Consider the following 23,322-nt stretch of genomic DNA (forward strand, 5'->3'; position numbering starts at 1 on the left):
GCCTATTGCTACTGTGGGCGGCGATGACCGGACGGCACTGCTCGCGGACGGGCTGCCGCGCGCAGGCCGTCGTCACGCTGACCTACGACTACCGCGACTCGCTGGTGGCGGTCGGGCCGCTGAGTCCTGCGCCGGATCCGCACGGCTACGACCTCTGCGCCGAGCACGACCGGCGGCTCCTCGTCCCGCGCGGCTGGGAGACCGTCCGCTACGGCGCGGGGCCCGCCTAGGCCGCTGCCGCGCGCGTCAGGGCCGCTCGGGGAAGCCGCGCGGAGTGCTCGAGAGCACGGGGGCCAGCCGCTCGAGCCGCTGGTCGGACAGGAGCAGGGCGCGCTCCTCCCGTGCCCGGCGGAGTGCGGCCACGGCGAGGAGGAAGTCCTCCGCGGGCGCGGCGGGCAGCGGGGAGACGTGGACGGCGGTCTCGTCGGCCAGCGCGGCGGCGAGCTGCGAGCGCGAGGGCTCCGTCATGCCGTGGCGCTGGCGGAGGAACTGCGCCAGTCGGCGCGCCAGGGCGTCGGGGAGGCGCGCGGTGTCCGCCGTGACGGCCCAGCCCCGCAGCGGCTCCGGGATCTCGACGACCAGCGGCTCCGCGCGGGGAACGCGCTCGAGCTGGCTGTGCGTGCCGGCCAGGACGTCGCCGAGACGGCGCGATCGGCGCGAGAGGAGGCCGACGACCGCGGCGAGCCCGCCGAAGGTCATCAGGATCTCGAGGACGCCGGTGAGGCCGCGCACGAGGGCGTGCCGGAAGCCGATGGAGCCGCCGTCGTCGCGGACGACGCGAGCGCCGACGGTCAGCTTCCCGAGCGAGCGGCCGCGACTGGCCGTCTCGACGGTGACCGGCACGATCACCACGGCGATGACGAGGGCCGCGATCGCCACGGCGGCCGAGGCGGCGGGGTCCAGGCCGCCGTCCCCGGAGAGGGAGGAGACCAGCAGGAACAGGCCCAGCGCGAGCAGGAGCTCCGCGATCAGGTCGATGATCGCGCCGACCGCGCGGAGCACGAACGAGGTGACGGGCACCTCGAGCGCGATCGCCTCGCCGGTGACCAGGTCGGCGTCGTCGAACTCGGTGCGCTGCTCCTCCACGGTGCTCCTCCCGGATGCTCGGCCTCGGCGGCGTGCCTGGCTATCCTGTCAGGAGATGGACATCGACGCTCTCTCGGCCGCCCGCACTGCGCAGTGGACCCGCCTCGACGAGCTCTCGCGCAGGCGCCGCCTGACCGGAGCCGAGGCGGACGAGCTGATCGAGCGCTACCAGGCGGCATCCGCGGACCTCGCCACGATCTCCTCCACCGCCGGATCGACGGCCGTCGGCACGCGGCTCGCCGTCTCGCTCTCGCGGGCTCGGGGACGCCTGACCGGCACGCGAGACGAGCCGCTCGCCGCGGTCTCCCGCTTCGTCGTCCTCTCGCTCCCGGCCGCTCTGCACCGGCTGCGCTGGCTGACGCTCGCCGTCGCCCTCGCGACCGCGGTGGTGGCGACGCTCTACGCGCTCTGGATCCTCGGCGACCCGCGCCTGCTCGCCGCGCTGGGCGACGACGAGGAGCTGCGGCGCTTTGCCCGGGGCGACTTCATCGACTACTACTCCGAGAACCCCGCCGCCTCGTTCGCCGGGCAGGTCTGGACCAACAACGCCTGGATCGCGGCGCAGTGCGTGGCCTTCGGGATCGTCGGCGTCTACGTGCCGTACATCCTGCTGCAGAACGCGCAGAACCTCGGCACATCGATCGCGGTGATGTTCCACGTGGGGGAGGGCGACACGTTCTTCCTCTACATCGCGCCGCACGGCCAGCTCGAGCTGACGGCCGTGTTCGTCGCCGCGGCTGCGGGCCTGCGGATCTTCTGGGCCTGGATCGCTCCCGGCGCGCGCACCCGCGGCCAGGCGCTCGCCGAGGACGCGCGGAGCCTGTTCACGGTGGCGATCGGCCTGGTCTTCGTGCTGCTCGTCTCGGGCGTGATCGAGGGGTTCGTCACTCCGGCGCCCTGGCCCTGGTGGCTCAAGATCGGGATCGGGGCGCTCGCCCTCGGCGCGTTCCTCTTCTACATGATCGTCGTCGGCGGGCGCGCGGTGCGGGCGGGGGAGACGGGCGACCTCGACCGGTTCGAGGCGGGGTCGCGCAGCATCGCGGCCGGCTGAGCCGAGCCGGACGAGCGCGGCCGTCGGAGCGGGGCCGACGATCAGCGCTCCCGGGACCGACGACGGCCCCTCTCGCAGGTCAGAGCGGTCCGGCCGCCTTGAGGGCGAGGTAGCGGTCCGCGAGCGCCGGCGGGAGAGCGGAGGGGCTGCCGAGCACGACGTCCCCGCCGAGACGGCGGACGGCGGCCGAGAGCCGGTCGACGTCCGCGAGCGAGCGCTCCGCGGCGGCGGCGGAGTAGACCGCGGCCCGGTCGCTCCGGTCCTCCGCCATCCGCTGCAGCTCGGGGTCGAGCGCGCAGGCGACCACGACCGTGTGCACGCGGGTGAGCTGCGGGAGCACCGCGAGGAGCCCCTCCGCCGAGCCGACCGAGTCGAGCGCGGTGAGGAGCACCACCAGCGAGCGCTGGGAGGCCAGGGTGCGCACCTGCGCGGGGACCGCCGCCCAGTCGGTCTCGATGAGCTGGGGCTGCACGGGGGCGAGGGCGTCCACGACGCGGGTCAGCACCTCCGTGCCGGTGGCGCCGTGCACGCGGGCTCGCCGGGTGCGGTCGAACGCGAGCACGTCGACCCGGTCGCCGGCCGAGGCCGCGAGGGCCGCCAGGAGGAGCGACGCCTCGATCGCCGTGTCCAGGCGCGGCTCGTCCTCGATCCGTGCGGCGGACGTGCGGCCCGTGTCGAGCACGACGATCACGCGCCGGTCGCGCTCCGGGCGCCAGGTGCGGACGACCGGCTCCCGGCGCCGCGCGGTCGCCCGCCAGTCGAGCGAGCGGACGTCGTCGCCGCGGACGTACTCGCGCAGGCTGTCGAACTCGGTCCCCTGGCCGCGGATCATCACGCTGGTCCGCCCCTCCAGCTCACGCAGCCGCGCCAGGCGCGAGGGCAGGTGGCGGCGGGAGCGGAAGGCGGGCAGCACCCGGACGACGGCCGGCGCGGCCCGCGTCGCCTGGCGGCCGGCCATCCCGAGCGGCCCGCGGGAGCGGATGGTGACGTGGAGTGCCCGGCGCTCGCCGCGGCGGATCGGCTCCAGGACCGTGGTCACCGCGCGGCGCTCGCCCGGCGGCAGACGCAGGGGCGACCGGGTCTCGAGTGCACCGGCCGAGGGCTCCCAGGCGTCGCGGAGGACCCCCGTGATCCTCCTGCGGCCGGTGCTCGTGACCAGGAGGGTCGCCTCGGCCCTCTCGCCGAGCCGCACCCGGTCCGGCACCCGCCGCTCGAGCACCACGGCCCGGGGCGAGCCCGCGACCGCGACGTCGATCCCGACGAGGACCGCCCAGGCCAGGAGCCAGAGGCCGAGCACGGCGAAGGCGACCTCGGGGCGGCCGCCCAGGAGGACGACCGGCACCAGGCCGACGAGGAGGACGAGGACACTGCGTCCGGTGAGGTGCACGGCTCAGACCGGGACGCGGACCTGCTGCAGGATCCCGCCCAGGACGGCCTCGGTGCGGACGCCCTCGAGCTCCGCCTCCGGCTCCAGCTGGATGCGGTGGCGCAGCACGGGCAGGACCATCGCCTGCACGTGGTCGGGGGTGATCGAGCCGTAGCCGTTGAGCCAGGCCCAGGCGCGGGACGCCGCGAGCAGGGCGGTCGAGCCGCGGGGGCTGGTGCCGAGCTTGACGCTCGGGCTCTCGCGGGTGGCGCGGGCGAGGTCGACGATGTAGCCGAGGACGTCGGGACCGGCTCCGACTCGCCGGGCCGAGGCCTGGGCGGCGCGCAGACGGGCGGCGTCGAGCACGGGTCGCACGCCCGCGGCGTCGAGGTCGCGCGGGTCGAAGCCCGCGGCGTGGCGCGAGAGCACCTCCACCTCGACGTCGCGCGGCGGGATGTCGAGCACGAGCTTGAGCAGGAACCGGTCCAGCTGGGCCTCCGGGAGCACGTAGGTCCCCTCGTACTCGACCGGGTTCTGGGTGGCGGCGACGAGGAACGGGTCCGGCAGAGGCAGGGTGCGCCCGTCGACGCTGACCTGGCGCTCCTCCATCGCCTCGAGGAGCGCGGCCTGGGTCTTCGGCGGCGTGCGGTTGATCTCGTCAGCCAGCAGGAGGTTCGTGAAGACCGGGCCCTCGCGGAAGGCGAAGCCGGAGGTGGAGGCGTCGTAGACGAGGGAGCCGGTGATGTCGCCGGGCATCAGGTCCGGCGTGAACTGCACCCGGCGGGTGTCGAGGCCGAGCGAGACGGACAGGGCGCGCACGAGCAGCGTCTTCGCGACTCCGGGGACGCCCTCGAGCAGGACGTGGCCGCCCGCGAGGAGGGCGATCAGGAGCCCGGAGACGGCGCCGTCCTGGCCGACGACCGCGCGGCCGACCTCGGAGCGGACCCGGTCGAGCTCGGCGCGCAGGTCGTCGTCGGAGACCGGCGCTCCGTCGCGGGCGGAGGGGGTGGTGTCGCTCATCGGGAGGGGCCTTCCGGTCGTCGGGCGGTCGTCGGGGAGAGGGCGGCGCGGAGCGCGCTCTCGAAGCGGAGGAGCTCGTCGGAGGCGGCGACGAGGGCGGCGTCGTCGCCCGGCAGGTCGTCGACGAGCAGACGGCGCAGCGCGGCCTGATCGCGGCCGAGGCGCTCGGCGGCGACGGCGACGATCTCGTCGACCCCGGTCGCCGGAGCGAGTCCCAGGAGCGCGGCCGTCCGCCGGAGGGTGCCGATGCGCAGTGCGTCGAGGGCGCGGGGCCGCAGGGCTCCGCGCGCGTAGAGCCGCGCGCGGCCGCGGGCCGTCTCGCTCGCATGCACGACGACCGGCAGCGGCTCGACCGCGAGCGGGCCGAGCCGGCGGCCGCGCCAGACGGCGGAGGCGACGAACACGGCCACCAGCAGCAGGAGAGCCGGAGTCACCCAGCCGGGGGCGAGGTCGGCGGGTGCAGGGGTGGTGCTCGCCGAGTCGGCGGCTCCGGCGCGGTACCAGACCAGCCGGTCCTCACCGCCGAGCAGTCCGAGTGCGAGAGCGGCGCGGCCGTCCTGGCCGATGGTGCCGTTGCGGAGGAGGTCGGCGTCGCCGATCGCGGTGACGTCGGCGCCCTGCGGGAACCCGGTGCTCACGAGCAGGAAGCCGTCGTCGCCCGAGGGGAAGCAGCCGACCGCGTCGCCGTCGTCGAGGATCCGGTACGTGCTCCCTCCGGCGGGGAGCGTCCCGGCGCGCTCGGCCGCCGGGAGCGGGCACTCGGCGCGGAAGGGGCCGTCGCCGGCTGGGGAGCCGGCGAAGCGGACGTCCGGCAGCAGGGCGTCGAGCGCGGCTCCTCCCGGGGTCACCAGGACGAGCGAGGCCGAGGCGCGGGCGAGCCGGCGGTACTGGGCCTCGTCGAGGGCCACGTCCGGGTCGTCGACGAGCAGTGTCGCGTCCGGGGAGGAGGCGGCGAGAGCGGAGTCCAGGTCGTCGGCGCGGACGACCTCGACGCCCTGATCGCGCAGCACCTGGGCGAGCGCGCGGGCGCCGTCCGGGGTCGCGCTGTCGACGTCGAGGTCCGGGGCGGCCACCCGGGTCCCGGTCGCGACGGTGAGCAGCAGAGTGCCGACCGCGACGATCACGAGCAGGAGCACCCACACCCGTCCGCGGCGCAGCAGCGCGCCGAGGGTCGGGCTGGAGACCGTGTCGGCGCTCACCGGGGCGCCGCCAGGGCGTCCAGGACCGGCGAGGCCGCGGCGAGCTCGCGGTCCAGAGCCGCGACCCGCTCGTACTCGGCCGGGCCGCAGGGCTGCCCGAGGTAGCGCACGCGGTCGAAGTCGTCGGCCGTGCGGCGCAGCGCGGCGGCGGAGGAGGGGAAGGCCGCAGAGGCGCGCGACGCCAGGCCGAGCGCGGTGGTGCCGGGCGAGACCCGCAGGACGGTCCGCTCGTCGAGGGAGCGCACCAGGGCGCGGAAGCGCTCGACGAGCGCCTCGTCCCAGTCCCCGCGGGCGGCCGCGGCCTCGGCGAGCGAGCGGAGGATCGCGGCCGAGCGGGTGTCGTCGTCGGCGAGCACCGCTCCCGTGACGGTGCTGCGGCGACCGGCGCGGGGCCGTCCCGCGATGACGAGCGCGGCGACCACGAGCGCCACCAGCACCAGCACGCCGATCACGGCGGCGATCGGCACCGGCGGGCCGTCGCCCTGCAGCGTGAGGGAGGCGAACCAGTCGCGCACCGCCTGCACCACCCGGTCGAAGAGGGTCGGCTCGGCCGCCCGGTAGCGCGGGTCGGCGAGCTCCTCGAGGAGGAGTCGGCGCGCCTGCTCCGCGTCGGGCTCGAGAGGGGCCGCGGCGAGGATCACGGGCGCTCCGGCACGGGGAAGGGATCGGGGGAGGGGCGGCCCGCCGCGCGCTCCTCGACGTGGCGCATCAGCACCAGGTCGAAGCCCTCGCGGCGCATCCGTCGGTCGAGGTAGACGAGGCCCGTCACGGCCGACTGGAGCACGGTGCCGACGGCGCCGATCACGAAGCCCACGGCGACGGAGGCGATCGTCACCACGAGCGAGGTGACGAGCTGCGCGTCCGGGTCGGTCGGGGCGATCAGGGCGCCGGCGATCGGGATGAGCAGGCTGAACGGCGTGGCCACGATCTGGCCGGCGACCTGGATGATCACGGTCATCAGCGCGAGCGCGCCGAAGGTGCGCCAGAAGCCGCCCGCCACCAGCCGCCAGGAGCGCGCCACCGCACGGCGCAGCGGCAGCCGCTCGACGACGATCAGGCTCGGAACCAGGGCGAGCTTCGTCGACAGCCAGACCCCCAGCGCGAGGGCGACCAGGCCGGAGCCGACGAGTACCAGGATCCCGCCGACGATCGCGCTCGACGTCCCGTCCATCGCTCCGATGACGAACAGCGGCACGGCGAGCGCCACGGCGAGGAGCACCAGGAGGAGGTAGCCGACGCCCTGCAGGACCGTCCAGCCGATCAGCGCCCAGAAGCGGCCCCGCAGCCGGGCGAGCAGCTGTCGGAAGGTCGCCCGCTCGCCGAGGACGCCGCGGGTGACCTCGAGCACGACCACGCCCTGCACGAGGGCACCGCTGGCGAGCGAGACGGCGAGGGGGATGAGGGCGGCCAGGACCACGACCGCGAGGGAGCCCGCGCCGACGGCGTCGCGGTCGGCGGACTCCGCCTGCGCGATGCGCCCGACGGCGAGCACCGCGATCAAGCCGTAGACCGCCAGGGCGAGCACCGACCCGAGGCCCTGCACCAGCAGGGCGACGCCCAGGGTCGTGCGGGGGCTGCGGCGGAGGACCTGGAACGGGGCGCCGAGCAGGGTGCCGAAGCCGAGCGGGCGCAGCGGCACGAGACCGGGCTTGGGCGGGGGAGTCCAGCCGGGCGCTGGGCGTCCAAGCGACCAGGTGCCGGCGCCGGCGGGCGACCAGGAGCCCCCGGCGGGACCGGGTGGTACGGGGCCTGCGCTCGGCGGCGCGGGCGACCAGGCCGGGGCGACGGGAGCGGGCAGCGGCCTGCGCCGGTCGCCGTCCTGCGCCGGGACGGCCGCGTCGTCCGGACGCCCTGCGGGCGGGGGCCACTGAGCTGCGTCGGTCATCCCCTCCATGCTGTCACAGGCGTGCGGGCGGGGTCCTCCCCCGAGCGGACCCCCTTCGCCCGCAGAGCCCGCTCCCCGCCCACGGAGAGGTGCGTCGGTTAGCCTGGGTCGGGTCACCGTGCGCGCCGTGGGCGGGCGCGACCCGAGACGAGGAAGAGCAGACCGATGAGCGCGCGCATTCTGGTGGTCGACGACGACGCCGCCCTGGCCGAGATGATCGGCATCGTCCTGCGCGCCGACGGGTACGACGTCTCCTTCTGCGCGGACGGCTCAGGCGCCCTCGAGGCCTTCCGGCGGGCCCGGCCGGACCTGGTCCTGCTCGACCTGATGCTGCCCGGGATCGACGGGATCGAGGTGTGCCGCGCGATCCGCGCCGAGTCCGGCGTCCCCGTCATCATGCTGACGGCCAAGTCCGACACCTCCGACGTCGTGCAGGGCCTCGAGTCCGGCGCCGACGACTACATGGTCAAGCCGTTCGACCCCAAGGAGCTCGTCGCGCGGATCAGGACGCGCCTGCGTCCCGCCACCGCCGCCGCGAACGCGGTGCTGCAGGTCGGGGACCTGAGCCTCGACGTCGCCGGCCACGAGGTCCGCCGCGGCGAGACGCGCATCGGCCTGACCCCGCTCGAGTTCGACCTCCTCCTCGCCCTCGCCTCCAAGCCCCAGCAGGTCTTCACCCGCGAGATGCTGCTCGAGCAGGTCTGGGGCTACCACTACAAGGCCGACACCCGCCTCGTGAACGTGCACGTCCAGCGCCTGCGCGCCAAGGTCGAGAAGGACCCGGACGACCCCCGCATCGTGATGACCGTGCGCGGCGTCGGCTACCGCGCCGGCGCCGTCCTCCCGGGCTGACCGTGCCCCGCCTCGCCGCTCCCGACGTGCGCCGGTGGCCCCGCCGCGTGCTCGGGGTGTGGCGCACGTCGCTGCAGTTCCGCGCGGTCGCGATCACGGTCCTGCTCAGCGGCATCGCCATCGGCTCGACCGGCGTCTACCTCTCGTACAGCATCAGCGACAACCTGTTCCAGTCACGGCTGACGCAGGTCACGGGCGACACGTCGCGCGCGACCCGGGCCGCGCAGGGATACCTCGACGCAGCCACAGTCTCCACCCGCCAGGACATGGAGGAGGTGATGAGCTCGGTGCGCACCGCCGTCCGGGACGCCTCCTCCTCCGCGCTGATCGCCGTCGTGCGCTCGCCCGACCAGGAGGCGTCCTCGCTGGCGCCTCAGGACATCTACAACCGCGAGCTGCAGAACGGCGTGATCAGCGACGCGCTGCGCGAGCGGGTGCAGGCGGGCTCCGACGGGCAGTACTGGCAGTCGGTGACGCTCGACGCCTCCGGTCAGCAGCAGCCCGGCATCCTCGTCGGCTCGACCCTCGAGCTGCCGAGCTCGGCCGGGCGCTACGAGCTGTACATCGGCTACTCCCTCGCGGACGCGGAGCGCACGCTCCAGTTCGTGCAGCAGGTGCTCAACGTGGCGGGGATCCTGCTCATCCTGCTGATCGGAGCGGTAAGCTGGGTCGTCGTGCGGATCGTCGTCGCCCCGGTCCGGGTCGCGGCCGAGACGAGCCAGCGCCTCGCCGCCGGCGACTTCGACGTGCGGATCCCCGAGCGGGGCCAGGACGTGATCGCGACCCTCGCCCGGTCCTTCAACGGCATGGCCGACAGCCTGCAGGACCGGATCAGCGAGCTCGCGACGCTCAGCCAGGTCCAGCAGCGCTTCGTCTCGGACGTCTCGCACGAGCTCCGGACGCCGCTGACGACGATGAAGCTGGCCGGGGACGTGCTGTACGACCAGCGCGAGGACTTCGCCCCGGTCGCCGAGCGCACGGTCGAGCTGCTGCACAGCCAGATCGACCGCTTCGAGAGCCTCCTCGCCGACCTGCTCGAGATCTCCCGCCACGACGCGGGATCGGCCGAGCTCGAGCTCGAGCCGGTCAACCTGGTGAAGCTGGCCGGCGACGAGATCGAGGCGATGCGCGGGATCGCGGAGGCGAACGGTTCCCGGCTCACTCTCTCCGCCCCGGGCGGCTACTTCGACGCCGACCTCGATCCGCGCCGCATCCGCCGGATCGTCCGCAACCTGCTGGGCAACGCGATCGAGCACGGCGACGGCCGCGAGGTCGTCGTCACCGTCGACAGCAACGCCAGCGCGGTCGCCCTCGCGGTGCGCGACTACGGGCACGGCATGAGCAGCGAGGAGGTGGTGCGCGTCTTCGACCGCTTCTGGCGCGCCGACCCGTCCCGCCGCCGCACGCTCGGCGGCACCGGCCTCGGCCTCTCCATCGCGCAGGAGGACACCGCCCTGCACCACGGCTGGCTGCAGGTCTGGTCCGTGCCCGATCGCGGCGCCTGCTTCCGCCTGACCGTGCCCCGGCACCGCGGCGAGCGGATCGAGGCCTCGCCGCTCCCGCTGCCCCCGGTCGACGCGGGCGAGCAGGCCTACAGCGGCCCGATCGTCCTCCCGCCGCTGCAGGCTCCTCCGGTCGGGGCCGCGGGGGTGCTCCCGTGAGGCGCGGCGTCCTCCGCGCCGTCGCGGCCGCCGCGCTGCTCGCGTTCGGGCTGGCCGGGTGCGCCGGCATCCCGCGGGACGGCGACGTCGGAGTCGGACGGCCCGACACCGCGCCGCAGGACCTCCAGTACGACTTCCTCCCGTCGGGACCCGCCGTCGGTGCGTCGCAGCGCGACATCCTGACCGGCTTCATCGACGCCGCGTCGAGCCCGCAGAACAACTACAAGATCGCCCGCGAGTTCCTCTCCACCGGAGCCGACTGGACGCCGGGCGAGCACGTGACGGTCGACGAGGGCCAGCGCTCCGCCTCGCCGCAGTCGGGATCCACGCTCTCGCTGACGATCACGCCCGTCGCCGAGGTCGACGCGACGGGCGTCTACACCGACGTCGCCACCACGGCCGGCCTGACCCTCGACTACGGCTTCGTCCAGGAGAACGGCGAGTGGCGCATCAGCGCGCCGCCGAGCGGCGTGGTGATCGACCGCACCACCTTCGAGCAGGTCTTCTCGACGCACGCGCTCTACTTCTTCGACCCCGGATACCAGTACCTCGTGCCGGACCTGCGCTGGTTCGCCTCGCGCGCCGACAGCTCCACCAGCACCACGATCGTCACCGAGCTGCTGCGCGGCCCCACGCCGTGGCTGCGGGACTCCGCCGCCGTCGTGTCGGCCTTCCCGACCGGGACGACGCTGGCGGCCGAGACCGTCCCGGTCGAGTCGCAGCGCGCCGTGGTCGACCTGAACCCGGCCGCTCTCGAGGCCGATCCGGCGCAGTGGCGGCTGATGGCCCTGCAGCTGAACCGGAGCCTCGCGAACGTCTCGAACGTCACCGGAGTCGCGCTCTCGGTCGAGCAGAACCCGATCGACGTCCCCTCCGAGGTCACCGGCCTGCCGACCTCGCCCCGCGTCGACACCCGGCCGCTCGTGCTGACCGACGACGCCTTCGGATTCCTCGGCTCCTCCGGGCTGGCCGGCCTCGGGATCTCGGATCGGATCGAGGCGCTGCAGCCGCGGGCCGCGGTCCTCGGCGAGCAGCGCGGGGCCGACTCGGACGCATCGGCCGCCGTGCTCACCGCCGCGGGCGTGAGCCTCGTGGAGCCCGACGGTGCCGACGTCCTCCTCGACGCGCGGTCGGGCCTCGTCGCGCCGTCCATCGATCCGCTCGGGTACGTCTGGTCGGTGCCGTCGGCCTCGCCCGGGCAGCTGGTGGCGTACTCCGCGGACGGCTCGCGCTCGATGCAGGTCGCGACGGCCTGGAGCGAGGTCGAGTCGCTCGCCTCGATCGCCGTGTCGCGCGACGGCACCCGGATGCTGGCGCTCGCCCAGGACGGGCAGCAGGCCACGGTGCTGGTGGCCGGCATCACCCGCTCACGGGACGGCGACCCGGTGGCGGTCGGCGAGCCGGTCGTCCTCCGCTCGACCCTGGGGACCGCGGTCGCCGCGGCCTGGACGGACGAGCTCGACGTGGTGTCGGTCGTGCGCGGCTCGACGGGAGAGGACGCCGTCACGATGAACCTGCTCGGCGGAGGCGCCACGGCGCTCGGCACGACGACGGGCACGGTCCAGATCGCCGCGGGCAACACCTCGACCCAGGTCCGCATCCTCGCCGAGGGCGGGGAGCTCCGGCAGCAACGGGGCTCGGCCTGGCAGACGACCGCGACGGACATCCGGCTGCTCGCGACGCAGACCGGCATGGGGTCCTGACGGGTCCTGTCGGCGACGACGAGCCCTGTCGACGACGGCGCTCCCCGGATGCTCCTCCCCAGGCGCGTCGGGCGGGCGGATCGTCCCGATCCGACGGATCCACCCACCGCGCCGCGGCCCGGACGGCGAACGTGGAGGCATGCTCTCCGATCACCTGCTCGACGCCCTCGCCGTCCTCCTCCCGCTGGAGTGCCCCGCCTGCGGAGAGCCGACGAGCCGGGCGCCCTGTCCGGACTGCTCGGCCGACGCGGCCGCCTCGGCCTGCCTGCTGACCCGCGTCGTCGGACCGCCGGACGATCCGCTCCTCGTCGTCACCGGTGCCCCGTACGAGGGCACGGTGCGCCGCCTCGTCGTCGCGCTGAAGGAGGAGGGCCGCACGGCCAGCCTCGCCCCGCTCGGCGCGCTGCTGCGTCCCGCTCTCGGCGCGGCGCTCGCCGGCAGCCCCGCGATCCTGGTCGTCCCGCCCGGCTCCTGGCTCGGCCGCGTGCGGCGGGGCGCCGATCCCGTCGCGCAGCTGGTCGCCGCGGCGGGAGGGCGGGCGGCGCGTCCTCTCCGGCGGTCGCGGATGGTCCGCGACCAGGTCGGGCTCGGCCGCGTCGAGCGGCGCGGCAACCTCGACGGGGCGTTCCGCGCCCGCCGTCCGCTCTCGTCGTGGCCGCCGGTGGTCCTCGTCGACGACGTGGTCACCTCCGGCGCGACCCTGCTCGAGCTCCGGCGCGCCGTGCGTGCGGCCGGCGGGACGGTCCGGGCCGCGGCGGCCCTGGCCGGCACCGCGCAACGAGGAGGGAACGTAGCAGCAGAATCCGGACGAACTCCCGGTGACGATCCGGTGGCCGGGGTCTACGGTGGGGGCACGGCGTGAACGGTCCGCCCCGGAGAAAGGCGGCACGCCGTACTCGACTGGGAGGTTGTCATGGACATCGACATCACAGGACGCAACATCGACATCACCGATCGCTTCCGCGCGTACGCGACGGAGAAGTCGGACAAGGTGGCGCACCTCGCCGATCGTGCTCTCGCACTCGAGATCAAGGCGAGCAGGCACGCCGAGGGCAAGGGCTCGGCCGGCGGCGACCGCGTGGAGCTGACGCTGATCGGCAAGGGGCCCGTGGTCCGGGCCGAGGCGAGCGGAGCCGACAAGTACGCGGCGTTCGACGTCGCCATCGGCCGGCTGCTCGAACGGGTGAGACGCGCCAAGGACCGGAAGAAGGTCCATCGGGGCCAGCATCGGCCGACCTCGCTCCGCGACGCGGCCGCCGACGACTTCAGCGTCGTCGCCATCCAGCCGGCCGACGCGGCGGTGCTGGAGCAGCTGAGCACGGGCGTCATCCCCGTGCAGGAGGCGCCGGAGCCGGTGGAGGACGAGGTCGAGGAGCCGTACTGCCCCGTCGTCATCCGCAAGAAGGTCTTCGCCTCCGTCTCGATGACCGTCGACGACGCCGTCGACTACATGGAGCTGGTCGGACACGACTTCTACCTCTTCATCGACTCCGACACGAACCGCCCGAGCGTGGTCTACCGCCGCAAGGGCTGGGACTACGGCGTCATCGGCCTCGGCGACGAGGCCGACGAGCTCGCCGAGCAGGCCGCCGGCTGAGATCCGACCCCGGGCCCCGGAGCATCCGCTCCGGGGCCCTCCCCGTGCCCAGGCAGGGAGTCCGCCCAGGGCGGACGCGTCGCCCCGACCGCTCGCCGCCCGCCCCGGCTAGGCTGGTCGCGGTCCGCGCTCCGGCGCGCGACTCCTGTCTTCTACTTTTTTGGAGTACCCCGTGGCCTCTGTCCTCGAAAAGGTCCTTCGCGTCGGGGAGGGGCGGGTCATCCGCCGCCTCGAGAACTACGCGAAGGCCGTCAACGCCCTCGAAGAGGACTTCACGCACCTCAGCGACGAGGAGCTGAAGAACGAGACCGTCGAGCTGCGCGAGCGCTACTCGAACGGCGAGTCCCTCGACGACCTGCTGCCGGAGGCGTTCGCCGCCGTCCGCGAGGCCTCGCGCCGGACGCTCGGCCTCCGCCACTTCGACGTGCAGCTCATGGGCGGCGCCGCCCTGCACCTGGGCAACATCGCCGAGATGAAGACCGGAGAGGGCAAGACGCTCGTCGCGACCCTTCCGGCCTACCTCAACGCGATCGCCAGCCGCGGCGTGCACATCGTCACGGTCAACGACTTCCTCGCGTCGTACCAGTCCGAGCTGATGGGGCGCGTGTTCCGCGCCCTCGGCATGACGACCGGAGTGATCCTCTCGGGCCAGACCCCGGAGCAGCGCCGTGAGCAGTACTCGGCCGACATCACCTACGGCACGAACAACGAGTTCGGCTTCGACTACCTCCGCGACAACATGGCGTGGCAGGCGCAGGACATGGTCCAGCGCGGCCACTTCTACGCCATCGTCGACGAGGTCGACTCGATCCTCATCGACGAGGCCCGCACCCCGCTGATCATCTCCGGTCCGGCCTCGGGCGAGGCGAACCGCTGGTTCGCGGAGTTCGCCAACCTCGCCAAGCGCCTCGACGAGGGCGAGGACTTCGAGGTCGACGAGAAGAAGCGCACCGTCGGCGTCCTCGAGCCCGGCATCGAGAAGGTCGAGGACTACCTCGGCATCGACAACCTCTACGAGTCGGCGAACACCCCGCTGATCTCGTTCCTCAACAACGCCATCAAGGCGCGCGCGCTGTTCAAGAAGGACAAGGACTACGTCGTGCTGAACGGCGAGGTCCTGATCGTCGACGAGCACACCGGCCGCATCCTGGCCGGACGCCGCTACAACGAGGGCATCCACCAGGCCATCGAGGCGAAGGAGGGCGTGCAGGTCAAGGCCGAGAACCAGACCCTGGCCACCGTCACGCTCCAGAACTACTTCCGCCTCTACGCGAAGCTCTCCGGCATGACCGGAACGGCCGAGACCGAGGCCGCCGAGTTCATGTCGACCTACAAGCTCGGCGTCGTCCCGATCCCGACGAACCGCAAGATGCAGCGGATCGACAACGCCGACCTCGTCTACAAGAACGAGCAGGTCAAGTTCGCCCAGGTCGTCGAGGACATCGCGGAGCGCCACGCGGCCGGGCAGCCGGTCCTCGTCGGCACGACCAGCGTCGAGAAGAGCGAGTACCTCTCGCGCCTGCTCGCCAAGAAGGGCGTGCGCCACGAGGTCCTGAACGCCAAGAACCACGCGCGGGAGGCGGCCATCGTCGCCCAGGCCGGCCGCCTCGGCGCCGTCACCGTCGCGACCAACATGGCCGGTCGAGGCACCGACATCATGCTCGGCGGCAACGCCGAGTTCCTCGCGGTCTCCGAGATGACGGCCAAGGGCCTGAACCCCTCCGAGACCCCGGAGGAGTACGAGGCCGCATGGGACGAGGTCTTCGCCGCCGTCAAGGAGAAGGTGGGCGAGGAGGCCGAGAAGGTCCAGGCCGCCGGCGGCCTCTACGTGCTCGGCACCGAGCGCCACGAGTCGCGCCGCATCGACAACCAGCTCCGCGGACGCTCGGGCCGCCAGGGCGACCCGGGGGAGAGCCGCTTCTACCTCTCGCTCACCGACGACCTCATGCGCCTGTTCAACTCCGGCGCCGCCGAGGCGCTCATGGGCCGGGGCAACGTCCCGGACGACATCGCCATCGAGTCGAAGGTCGTCTCGCGCGCCATCCGCAGCGCCCAGTCGCAGGTCGAGGCCCGCAACGCCGAGATCCGCAAGAACGTCCTCAAGTACGACGACGTCCTCAACCGCCAGCGCGAGGCGATCTACTCGGACCGCCGCCACATCCTCGAGGGCGACGACCTGCACGAGCGCACCCAGAAGTTCCTCGTCGACGTGATCGACGAGATCCTCGAGGTGCACACCGGCGACGGCAACGGCGACGACTGGGACTTCGACGCCCTCTGGACCGAGCTGAAGACGCTGTACCCGATCAGCCTCACGATCGACGAGGTGGTGCAGGAGGCGGGCAGCCGCGGCCGCATCAACAAGGAGTTCATGCGCCGCGAGATCCTCTCGGACGCGCAGCTCGCCTACCAGCGCCGCGAGGAGCAGCTGGGCTCTCCCGCCATGCGCGAGCTCGAGCGCCGTGTCGTGCTCTCGGTGATCGACCGCCGCTGGCGCGACCACCTCTACGAGATGGACTACCTCAAGGACGGCATCGGCCTGCGCGCGATGGCCCAGCGCGACCCGCTGGTCGAGTACCAGCGCGAGGGCTTCGCCCTGTTCCAGCAGATGATGGGGCAGATCCGCGAGGAGACCGTCGGCTTCCTCTTCAACCTCGAGGTCGAGGTGACCCAGAAGCAGGGCGAGGTCGCCGGAGTCGCGGCCAAGGGCCTCGCTCAGCCGGTCGCTCCGGCCGAGAAGCTCAGCTACTCGGCTCCGAGCGACACCGGCGGCGTCGAGGTCCGCGACCAGCGCGGACAGGTGCAGCAGGCGGCCACCGCGAAGGCCCGCGCCGAGGAGGCCCGCAAGGCGCTCCCCGAGGGCGAGGCGGAGGAGACTCCGACGACCGGCGCCTTCGGCCAGAAGCCGGGCGGCTCGGACGCCCCCGCCAACCGCGAGGAGCGACGCGCGCAGTCCAAGCGCCGCTGAGTCCTCCCCGGACGACGCCGACGGCCCCGGTCCCGCAGCAGCGGGTGTCCGGGGCCGTCGGCGTTCCTGCGGAGGCTCGGACCCCGCCTCGCCCGCCGTCAGGACTCGCCGCGCGCGAGGGCCGAGACGAAGCCGCCGGCGAAGGTGTCGCCGAGGCCGATCGTCGTCGGCCGGTCCGTCTCGAGGACGAGCCCGGGGACGCAGCAGGCCTCGAGCGTCGACTCCACCGCTGCGCACACCGCTTGTGAGCCGGGCTGGGGAGGGAGTCCGCCGACGTGGTCGTAGTCGGCGGCGGTGAAGCCGTCCCCGAGGAGGTCGCGGAGCTCGGTCGCGCGGATCATCTCGTCACCGACGCCCCGCCGCCCCCGGAGCTCGAGGAGGCCCTGCGCGACAGGGGGGTGGAGATCGTGCTCCCGGCCGGTGCGGCCGCCCGGGAGCGCTGACCCGCTCCTCACAGCACGTTGATCGCGGTGGCACGCCAGCGCGCGTCCGTGCCTTCGAGCCGGATCGCGACGGCCCGGCTCCGTGCGCGGTGATGCACCAGCACGACTCCCTCGACGACGCCGTCCCGCGGCTCCGTGACGATCACCCGTCCGACCGTGAACGGGACGCGCTGCGCCGTCCGCTTCCGCAGGCTGCGGGCGCGGGCCGCGAGCACGACCCGCTTCTGCAGGTGGTGGTAGACCTCGTCGCTCAGCCACCGCGCGATCTGGTCGATCTCGCGCGAGCCCTCCAGGATCTCGATCACGAGGTGCGTGAGCCGGGCGAGCAGGGGCTCCGGGTCGGGCAGCTCCGCGCGGGTCGCAGGCTGCGGGGCGAAGAACTCCGCGAGGGTGAGCCGCTCCACGGCCGCCTCGGGGTCGAGGGGGAGGGTGCGGTAGTCGAAGGCGTGGAGGGGAAGGCTCATGCGGCGATCTCCTGGGGCAGGACGAGCTGTTCACGGGTCCGGGTCACCTCTCTGCTCGACGGGCGGGGCGCGCTGGGTCGGCACGCGAGGACGACCTCATCGAAGCAGTCGAGGGATGCTCATGGAGTGCAGAGGCGCAGACTGTGGATAATCGTCGGCCGTCCCGAGCTGTGGACAGCGAGCCCGGCGTGCACCGCCCGGCCGCGCCCTAGGCTTGTCGGGTGTCGACCCTCAGTGACCTCGTCCTCTCCCACGGCCGATCCGACGAAGCGGACGTCGAATGGCTGCACCTGCTCGTCGGCGACCTGCAGCTGCTCGCCGACCTGGCCTTCGCCGACATCGTGCTCTGGGTGCCCACGGCCGACGACAGCTTCGTCGCCGTCGCCCACGCGCGCCCCAGCAGCGCGGCGACGCTCTTCTACCGCGACTTCGTCGGGCAGAGGATCAAGTCGGAGTGGCGCGCCCAGGTCGTCGAGGCGTTCGAGACCGCGCGGATCGTCGACACCTCCGCCCCGGACTGGTTCGAGGAGACGCCCACCCGCGTGCGCGCGGTGCCCGTCCTGCGCCGCCTGGGGGCCTCCGACGGCGGGACGACGGACCGCCCCATCGCGGTCGTCACGCGCCACACCAACCTCAGCGAGACGCGCACGCCGAGCCGGCAGGAGCTGACGTTCAACGACTGCGCGAACGACCTCTTCTCGATGATCGCCTCGGGCGACTTCCCCGATCTGGGCGCGCCGACCGGTCCTCGCCGCGGGGCGCCGCGCGCGTCCGACGGCCTGATCCGCCTGGACGTCGACGGCGTCACCACGTTCGCGAGCCCCAACGCCCTCTCGGCGTTCAACCGCATCGGCTTCGCCGACGAGCTCGAGGGGGAGTCGCTCGCCGAGGTCACGACGAAGCTGATCGCGGGGAAGGTCGTCATCGACGAGTCGCTCCCGCTGGTCGTGACCGGCCGGGCGCCGTGGCGAACCGACATCGAGGCCCGCGGAGTGACGGTGTCGCTGCGCGCGATCCCGATCCGCGACCGCGGCGAGCGGGTCGGCGCCGTCGTCCTGTGCCGCGACGTGACGGAGCTGCGCCACCAGGAGCGGGAGCTCATCACCAAGGACGCGACGATCCGCGAGATCCACCACCGCGTGAAGAACAACCTGCAGACCGTGGCCTCGCTGCTGCGGATCCAGGCCAGGCGCACCCACTCCGACCTCGCCCGGGAGGCGCTCACGCAGGCGATGCGCCGCGTCGCCGCCATCGCGGTCGTGCACGACACGCTCTCTGAGGGGCTGAACCAGAACGTCGACTTCGACGCGGTCTTCGACCGGGTGCTGCTGCTGATCGCCGAGGTCGCCTCGACCCACAACACCACGGTGCACCCGAAGCTGACGGGGAGCTTCGGCAACCTGCCCAGCGAGTACGCGACTCCGCTCGCCCTCGCCCTGACCGAGCTGGTCACCAACGCCGTCGAGCACGGCCTGGCCGGACGGGAGGGCGACGTGGAGATCGTCGCCTCGCGCAGCGACGACGAGCTCACGGTGAAGGTGCGCGACACGGGCGTCGGGCTGCCGGAGGGCAAGGTCGGATCGGGCCTGGGCACGCAGATCGTGCGCACGCTCATCCAGGGCGAGCTCGGCGGCACCATCGACTGGCACACGCTGGTCGGGCGCGGCACCGAGGTCACCATCGAGGTGCCGCTGCGATGGCTGGAGCGCGCCCGCTCCTGAAGCCGGAGACGACGCGACCCCCGCTGCCGAGAGGCGACGGGGGTCGGGGTCGTTCGTGCCGCCGAGCGGCTCGTGCGCCTAGGAGGCGCGGCGTGCGCGGGCGGCGCGGCGCTTCAGGGCGCGACGCTCGTCCTCGCTGAGGCCGCCCCACACGCCCGAGTCCTGGCCGGTCTCGAGGGCGTACTGGAGGCAGACCTCGGTGACGGTGCAGCGTGCGCACACCGACTTCGCCTTCTCGATCTGGTCCACGGCCGGGCCGGTGTTGCCGACCGGGAAGAAAAGCTCGGGGTCTGCGGTGAGGCAAGCGGCCTTGTCGCGCCAGTCCATGCGGGTGCTCCTTGTGTGAAGGCGTGCGTGGAGGAACCACGCAGTGTTCGGGTGGGATGATCGATCCACGCCGACGATCCCGACCAGTACTCGACCTCCGCGCCCTCACCGGCGCACGCCACGAGGCCCCGTGCTGGAGCGCGGGGTGGATCGGGGTGGTGGACGGGAGAACGCTCGGTTCTTGCCGGTGCACTCGACGCGATGCGTGAGCACTGCGTCGGCCACCCGGCTCCAGTGCTGGTCATCCGGCTCGCCCCCGTGCCTGACGGCGCGGCGGGATCGGATGTTCACATCGGCGGAAACCCACGACCCTGTGAGCGGTGAAACGAACTGGACTAGCCTGTCACGGGGATGAGCCCGAATCAAGAGTCCTGGATGGGATGTGCCTGTGACCGCTGACGCGAACGGGTCCCGCGGACCCCGCCCGACCGCCTCACGGCCGCTCGGTCTGGTGGTGCTGATCGCGGTCCTGGCCCTCGAGACGCTCGCCGTCGCCGGGGTCGCGGCGTGGCTCGTGCTCGAGCTGCTGACGACCCGGGCCGACACGGTCGGCGGAGGGATCGCCATCGTCGTCCTCGCGCTGATCGCCGTGTGCTGGGCCGCCGCGACGACGCTCGGCGCCGTGCGACGGCGAGGCTGGATGCGCGCGTCGGCGCTGACGATCCAGCTGGTGATGATGGCCGTGGCGCTCGGCGCCTTCCAGGGCCAGTACGCCGTGCCCGACATCGGCTGGGCGCTGCTGGCGCCGGCCGCGGTGGCCGTCGTCGCGCTGTTCCTCCCGAGCGTGGTCGCCGCCACTCGTCGCGATCCGGCCGTGTAGCCGGACGGCTGGCGCGCCGCCGCTCGCGGGTGCGACGCTGGAGGGACCCCCTCCTCGACACGGAAGCGACGCGCATGGACTCCACCCGACTCGGCTCCAGCGGCCTGCAGATCTCCTCGATCGTCCTCGGCTGCATGAGCTTCGGCGCTCCCGACCGCGGTGCCCACGGCTGGAGCATGGGCGAGGAGGAGTCGCGGACCTTCCTCCGGCGGGCGCTGGAGCTCGGCGTCACCACGTTCGACACGGCGGACGTCTACTCCGACGGCACGAGCGAGGAGTTCGTCGGCCGGGCGCTCGCGGACTTCGCGGTCCGCGAGGAGGTCGTGATCGCCACGAAGGTCCACGGGCGGATGCGCCCCGGCCCCAACGGCGGCGGCCTCTCGCGGCGGCACATCCTCAGCGCGATCGACGACAGCCTCCGGCGTCTCGGCACGGACTACGTCGACCTCTACCAGATCCACCGCTGGGACCCCGAGACGCCGATCGAGGAGACGATGGAGACGCTCCACGACGTCGTCCGCTCGGGCAGGGCGCGCTACATCGGCGCCTCGAGCATGTGGGCGTGGCAGTTCGCGAAGGCGCAGTACACCGCGGATCTGGGCGGCTGGACGCGGTTCGTCTCGATGCAGGACCAGTACAACCTGATCCAGCGCGAGGACGAGCGCGAGCTGCACCCCTTCTGCGTCGACCAGGGAGTCGGCGTGATCCCGTGGTCGCCGCTCGCCCGGGGCCGGCTCACCCGCGACTGGGACGAGACCACGGCGCGCACCGAGACCGACGTCTTCGGCGGCACCCTCTACCGCCAGCAGGAGGAGGCCGACCGGCGGACCGTCGCGACCGTCGCACGCATCGCCGAGCAGCGCGGCGTGCCCCGTGCGCAGGTGGCGCTCGCCTGGGTCCGGCAGCAGGAGGCGGTCACTGCTCCGATCGTCGGAGCCACGAAGCTCCACCACCTCGACGACGCGGTCGCGTCGCTGGACGTGGAGCTGACCGCCGACGAGCTGGAGGCGCTGGGCGCCGACTACGCACCGCGCGCCAACGAGGGGTTCTGATCCGGCCGATGCGCCACCGCTGATCCGCCCGAGCGGTCTCCGCTACGCTTCCTCTCGAAGATGACGGAAGCTCAGAGCGGGAGGCGGCATGGCGAGGAGTGCCGGGGATCCGCTGGGGGCGCGCTACCGCCTGCTCGAGCGGATCGGCTCGGGTGCCGCGGGCGAGGTGTGGCGCGTCGCCGACGCGCAGGGGCCGGACCGCGCGGCGAAGCTCCTCCGCGGTGAGCACGTGCACGACGCGGGCCTGGTCGAGCGGTTCGTCCGTGAGAGGTCGGTGCTCACCCGTCTGCTGCACCCGCACGTCGTGGAGGTGCTCGACCTCGTCGTGGAGGGGGAGACGCTCGGGATCGTGATGGAGCTCGTCGGCGGCGGATCGCTGCGGGAGCTGCTGCGGGACGAGGGCACCCTCCCGGCGGTCGATGCGCTGCCCGTGGCGGCCTCGATCCTCGACGCTCTCGCCGCCGCGCATGCGATCGGCACGGTCCACCGGGACGTGAAGCCCGACAACGTCCTGCTCGCGGAGGGTGCGGACGATGCGGGCTCCGCCGTCCGCGTCTCCGACTTCGGCATCGCTCACGTGGTCGCCGAGGGGCCGCGCGCGACGACGGGTGTCATCGGGACGCCGGAGTACCTCTCGCCCGAGATGCTCGCCACCGGAGCGGCCGGCCCGCCGAGCGACGTCTACTCGACGGGGATCCTGCTCTACGAGCTGCTGTGCGGCCGGACCCCGTTCGCGGGCCCCGGCGCCGACGTCGCGGTCGCCTACCGGCATGTCGCGATGCTCCCGCCGCCGCTGGAGCTGCCGCCGCGGCTCGCGTCGCTCCTGGACCGGATGCTCGCGAAGGATCCGGCGTCGCGGCCGACGGCTGCGGAGGCGGCGGGGATCCTGCGACGCCTCTCCCCGGCGCTGGCCGGGCTGCCGGCGCTGCCGCTCGCGGCGGGCGCGGCGGAGTTCGAGGAGGCCGAGCGCCCGGGCACGGTCCTCCGCGGGATGGCGGTGGAGATGTCGTCGGAGCCGGTGGAGGAGGGGCCCGCTCCCGAGCTCGGCCCGTCGTCGCAGGCGACCGTGCTCCGCCCGGTGCCGCGCCGCGAGCTGCGCCTGGCGGAACGGCCGTTCGAGGCTCCAGCTCGGCGGGGGCGCGGCGGACGTCTGCGGATGATCCTCGCCGCCCTCGGCGCCGGCGTCCTGCTCATCGGGGCGGTGCTCCTCGCCGTCCAGCCGCGCGGCGGCGGAGCACGGGCCTCGGCACCGGATGCCGACCTGTCGGCCCGGCAGCAGGACCGGCCGCTGCCGACGGGCCTCGGAGTGACGCGATCGGCCACCTGGGACGCGGAGCGACGGGCCGTGGTCGTCGAGATCTCCTACTCCGCCCAGAGCGCGCCCCTCTCGGGGTCCTTCCTCGAGGTGCTGCCGGGCCCGGACGCCGCGGCGGCGTGCCCCGCGGCCAGCTGGTCCGGAGTGACGGCGGTGCGCAACCGGCCGAGCGTCACCGGAGTCGGGGTCGGCTGCGGTTGGAGCCTGACGGACCTGCACGTCCCGGCGCAGGGGATCGTCGACGTCACGGCGACCGTGCCGATCGCGGTGGCCGAGCAGAGCGCCCTGGACGGGTGGCTCGCGGCGGCCGCATCAGCGACGGCACAGGCGGTGGCCGACCCTGCGGTCACCGGGACGGCGTATCCCGTGCAGCGGCTGCGGGATGTGCGGATCGAGACTCCCGCGCGGACGGTCGGCCGGACCCCGCTGCCGGTGACGCTGGTGCCGGTCTGGCCGAGCGGGGCGGACCCCGTGAATCCCCTGCTGGCGACGCCGTCGTCCGCGCCGGCGAGCAGCATGCTCGACGCGATCGCGGGCGGAGTGGAGGGCGTTCGCTTCAGCGACGGCTGCGGCGGCGCGGTCGCCGTGTCGTCCGACGGGCTGACGGTGACCGCCCTCACGGTGACTCCGTCCTGCGAGCTGCGCGCCCGAGTGGGCGCGTTCTCGGACCTCTCGAGCAGTCCCTTCGCGATCACCACTCGCGAGTGAGTCGACCTCCCGCGCCAGTGTCGAGCCGTCGACGCCACGCGAGCCGTCTGTGCTGTCTTGCCTTCTACCATGACGAGACATCCT

Annotated in this window: 21 protein-coding genes; 12 read left to right on the plus strand and 9 right to left on the minus strand. The window is 73.7% G+C overall.

Going from position 1 to position 23,322, the window contains the following annotated elements; translation table 11 throughout:
• The first annotated feature begins 23 nt into the window (after positions 1-23).
• Positions 24-230, plus strand: a complete 207-nt coding sequence (locus tag C5B98_RS00845) for a DUF3499 family protein (protein ID WP_104224141.1) — start codon at positions 24-26, stop codon at positions 228-230.
• Positions 231-246: 16 nt separating this feature from the next.
• On the opposite strand, the gene C5B98_RS00850 is transcribed toward C5B98_RS00845, so the two are convergent.
• A complete protein-coding gene (locus C5B98_RS00850) occupies positions 247-1,086 on the minus strand; it encodes an RDD family protein (protein ID WP_104224140.1) in 840 nt (279 codons plus the stop codon).
• Positions 1,087-1,141: 55 nt separating this feature from the next.
• On the opposite strand from C5B98_RS00850, the gene C5B98_RS00855 reads away from it, so the two are divergent.
• Positions 1,142-2,137 carry a stage II sporulation protein M gene (locus C5B98_RS00855; RefSeq protein ID WP_104224139.1) on the plus strand — a complete coding sequence of 332 codons (996 nt, stop codon included), beginning with the start codon at positions 1,142-1,144 and terminating at the stop codon, positions 2,135-2,137.
• Between the two features lie 79 nt (positions 2,138-2,216).
• Here C5B98_RS00855 and C5B98_RS00860 read toward each other — a convergent pair whose 3' ends face one another.
• The 5 genes from C5B98_RS00860 to C5B98_RS00880 are packed head-to-tail and all read right to left on the minus strand — an operon-like array spanning position 2,217 to position 7,607.
• Positions 2,217-3,524, minus strand: a complete 1,308-nt coding sequence (locus C5B98_RS00860) for a DUF58 domain-containing protein (protein ID WP_104327132.1) — start codon at positions 3,522-3,524, stop codon at positions 2,217-2,219.
• 3 nt (positions 3,525-3,527) lie between these two features.
• Positions 3,528-4,523, minus strand: coding sequence for a MoxR family ATPase (locus C5B98_RS00865; protein ID WP_104224137.1), 996 nt, complete (start codon positions 4,521-4,523; stop codon positions 3,528-3,530).
• Positions 4,520-5,722, minus strand: coding sequence for a DUF4350 domain-containing protein (locus tag C5B98_RS00870; protein WP_104225485.1), 1,203 nt, complete (start codon positions 5,720-5,722; stop codon positions 4,520-4,522). The genes C5B98_RS00865 and C5B98_RS00870 overlap by 4 nt, the downstream gene beginning before the upstream one ends.
• Positions 5,719-6,363, minus strand: a complete 645-nt coding sequence (locus C5B98_RS00875; protein ID WP_104232800.1) for a DUF4129 domain-containing protein — start codon at positions 6,361-6,363, stop codon at positions 5,719-5,721. The genes C5B98_RS00870 and C5B98_RS00875 overlap by 4 nt, the downstream gene beginning before the upstream one ends.
• Positions 6,360-7,607, minus strand: coding sequence for a hypothetical protein (locus C5B98_RS00880; protein WP_146076849.1), 1,248 nt, complete (start codon positions 7,605-7,607; stop codon positions 6,360-6,362). Before C5B98_RS00880 ends, C5B98_RS00875 begins: the two co-directional genes overlap by 4 nt.
• Positions 7,608-7,772: 165 nt before the next feature.
• Here C5B98_RS00880 and mtrA point away from each other — a divergent pair, with 165 nt between their 5' ends.
• The 6 genes from mtrA to secA all read left to right on the plus strand — a co-directional run bounded on the left by mtrA (position 7,773) and on the right by secA (position 16,388).
• A complete protein-coding gene (gene mtrA / locus C5B98_RS00885; protein ID WP_104224133.1) occupies positions 7,773-8,459 on the plus strand; it encodes an MtrAB system response regulator MtrA in 687 nt (228 codons plus the stop codon).
• Between the two features lie 2 nt (positions 8,460-8,461).
• Positions 8,462-10,120 (plus strand): MtrAB system histidine kinase MtrB, encoded by a 1,659-nt coding sequence (gene mtrB / locus C5B98_RS00890; RefSeq protein ID WP_244229464.1) that lies wholly within the window; start codon positions 8,462-8,464, stop codon positions 10,118-10,120.
• Positions 10,117-11,823 carry an LpqB family beta-propeller domain-containing protein gene (locus C5B98_RS16755; protein ID WP_181065417.1) on the plus strand — a complete coding sequence of 569 codons (1,707 nt, stop codon included), beginning with the start codon at positions 10,117-10,119 and terminating at the stop codon, positions 11,821-11,823. The genes mtrB and C5B98_RS16755 overlap by 4 nt, the downstream gene beginning before the upstream one ends.
• Before the next feature lie 139 nt (positions 11,824-11,962).
• Positions 11,963-12,685, plus strand: a complete 723-nt coding sequence (locus C5B98_RS00905) for a ComF family protein (protein ID WP_104255254.1) — start codon at positions 11,963-11,965, stop codon at positions 12,683-12,685.
• A 51-nt stretch (positions 12,686-12,736) separates the two neighbouring features.
• Positions 12,737-13,420: a ribosome hibernation-promoting factor, HPF/YfiA family gene (hpf, locus tag C5B98_RS00910; protein ID WP_104224131.1), complete on the plus strand. Its 684-nt coding sequence runs from the start codon at positions 12,737-12,739 to the stop codon at positions 13,418-13,420.
• Between the two features lie 172 nt (positions 13,421-13,592).
• Positions 13,593-16,388, plus strand: a complete 2,796-nt coding sequence (gene secA / locus C5B98_RS00915; protein ID WP_104225488.1) for a preprotein translocase subunit SecA — start codon at positions 13,593-13,595, stop codon at positions 16,386-16,388.
• 98 nt (positions 16,389-16,486) lie between these two features.
• Here secA and C5B98_RS00920 read toward each other — a convergent pair whose 3' ends face one another.
• A complete protein-coding gene (locus C5B98_RS00920) occupies positions 16,487-16,729 on the minus strand; it encodes a carbohydrate kinase family protein (RefSeq protein ID WP_146076850.1) in 243 nt (80 codons plus the stop codon).
• A 110-nt stretch (positions 16,730-16,839) separates the two neighbouring features.
• Positions 16,840-17,295 (minus strand): Rv3235 family protein, encoded by a 456-nt coding sequence (locus C5B98_RS00925; RefSeq protein WP_219812326.1) that lies wholly within the window; start codon positions 17,293-17,295, stop codon positions 16,840-16,842.
• 221 nt (positions 17,296-17,516) lie between these two features.
• On the opposite strand from C5B98_RS00925, the gene C5B98_RS00930 reads away from it, so the two are divergent.
• The gene (locus C5B98_RS00930; protein ID WP_104224128.1) at positions 17,517-19,016 is read left to right on the plus strand and encodes a sensor histidine kinase; all 1,500 of its coding nucleotides are present in this window, start codon (positions 17,517-17,519) and stop codon (positions 19,014-19,016) included.
• Between the two features lie 78 nt (positions 19,017-19,094).
• Here C5B98_RS00930 and C5B98_RS00935 read toward each other — a convergent pair whose 3' ends face one another.
• Positions 19,095-19,343, minus strand: a complete 249-nt coding sequence (locus C5B98_RS00935; protein ID WP_055788231.1) for a WhiB family transcriptional regulator — start codon at positions 19,341-19,343, stop codon at positions 19,095-19,097.
• Between the two features lie 388 nt (positions 19,344-19,731).
• On the opposite strand from C5B98_RS00935, the gene C5B98_RS00940 reads away from it, so the two are divergent.
• From C5B98_RS00940 to C5B98_RS00950, 3 genes are all read left to right on the plus strand, one after another.
• Complete coding sequence (locus tag C5B98_RS00940) at positions 19,732-20,163, plus strand: hypothetical protein (RefSeq protein ID WP_104246659.1); 432 nt, start codon at positions 19,732-19,734, stop codon at positions 20,161-20,163.
• A 74-nt stretch (positions 20,164-20,237) separates the two neighbouring features.
• Positions 20,238-21,215: an aldo/keto reductase gene (locus C5B98_RS00945; protein ID WP_104257096.1), complete on the plus strand. Its 978-nt coding sequence runs from the start codon at positions 20,238-20,240 to the stop codon at positions 21,213-21,215.
• A gap of 88 nt (positions 21,216-21,303) precedes the next feature.
• Complete coding sequence (locus tag C5B98_RS00950) at positions 21,304-23,238, plus strand: serine/threonine-protein kinase (RefSeq protein ID WP_104327134.1); 1,935 nt, start codon at positions 21,304-21,306, stop codon at positions 23,236-23,238.
• The last annotated feature ends 84 nt before the right edge of the window (positions 23,239-23,322 follow it).

The sequence above is a fragment of the Rathayibacter sp. AY1A5 genome (assembly GCF_002930875.1).
GTDB lineage: Bacteria > Actinomycetota > Actinomycetes > Actinomycetales > Microbacteriaceae > Rathayibacter.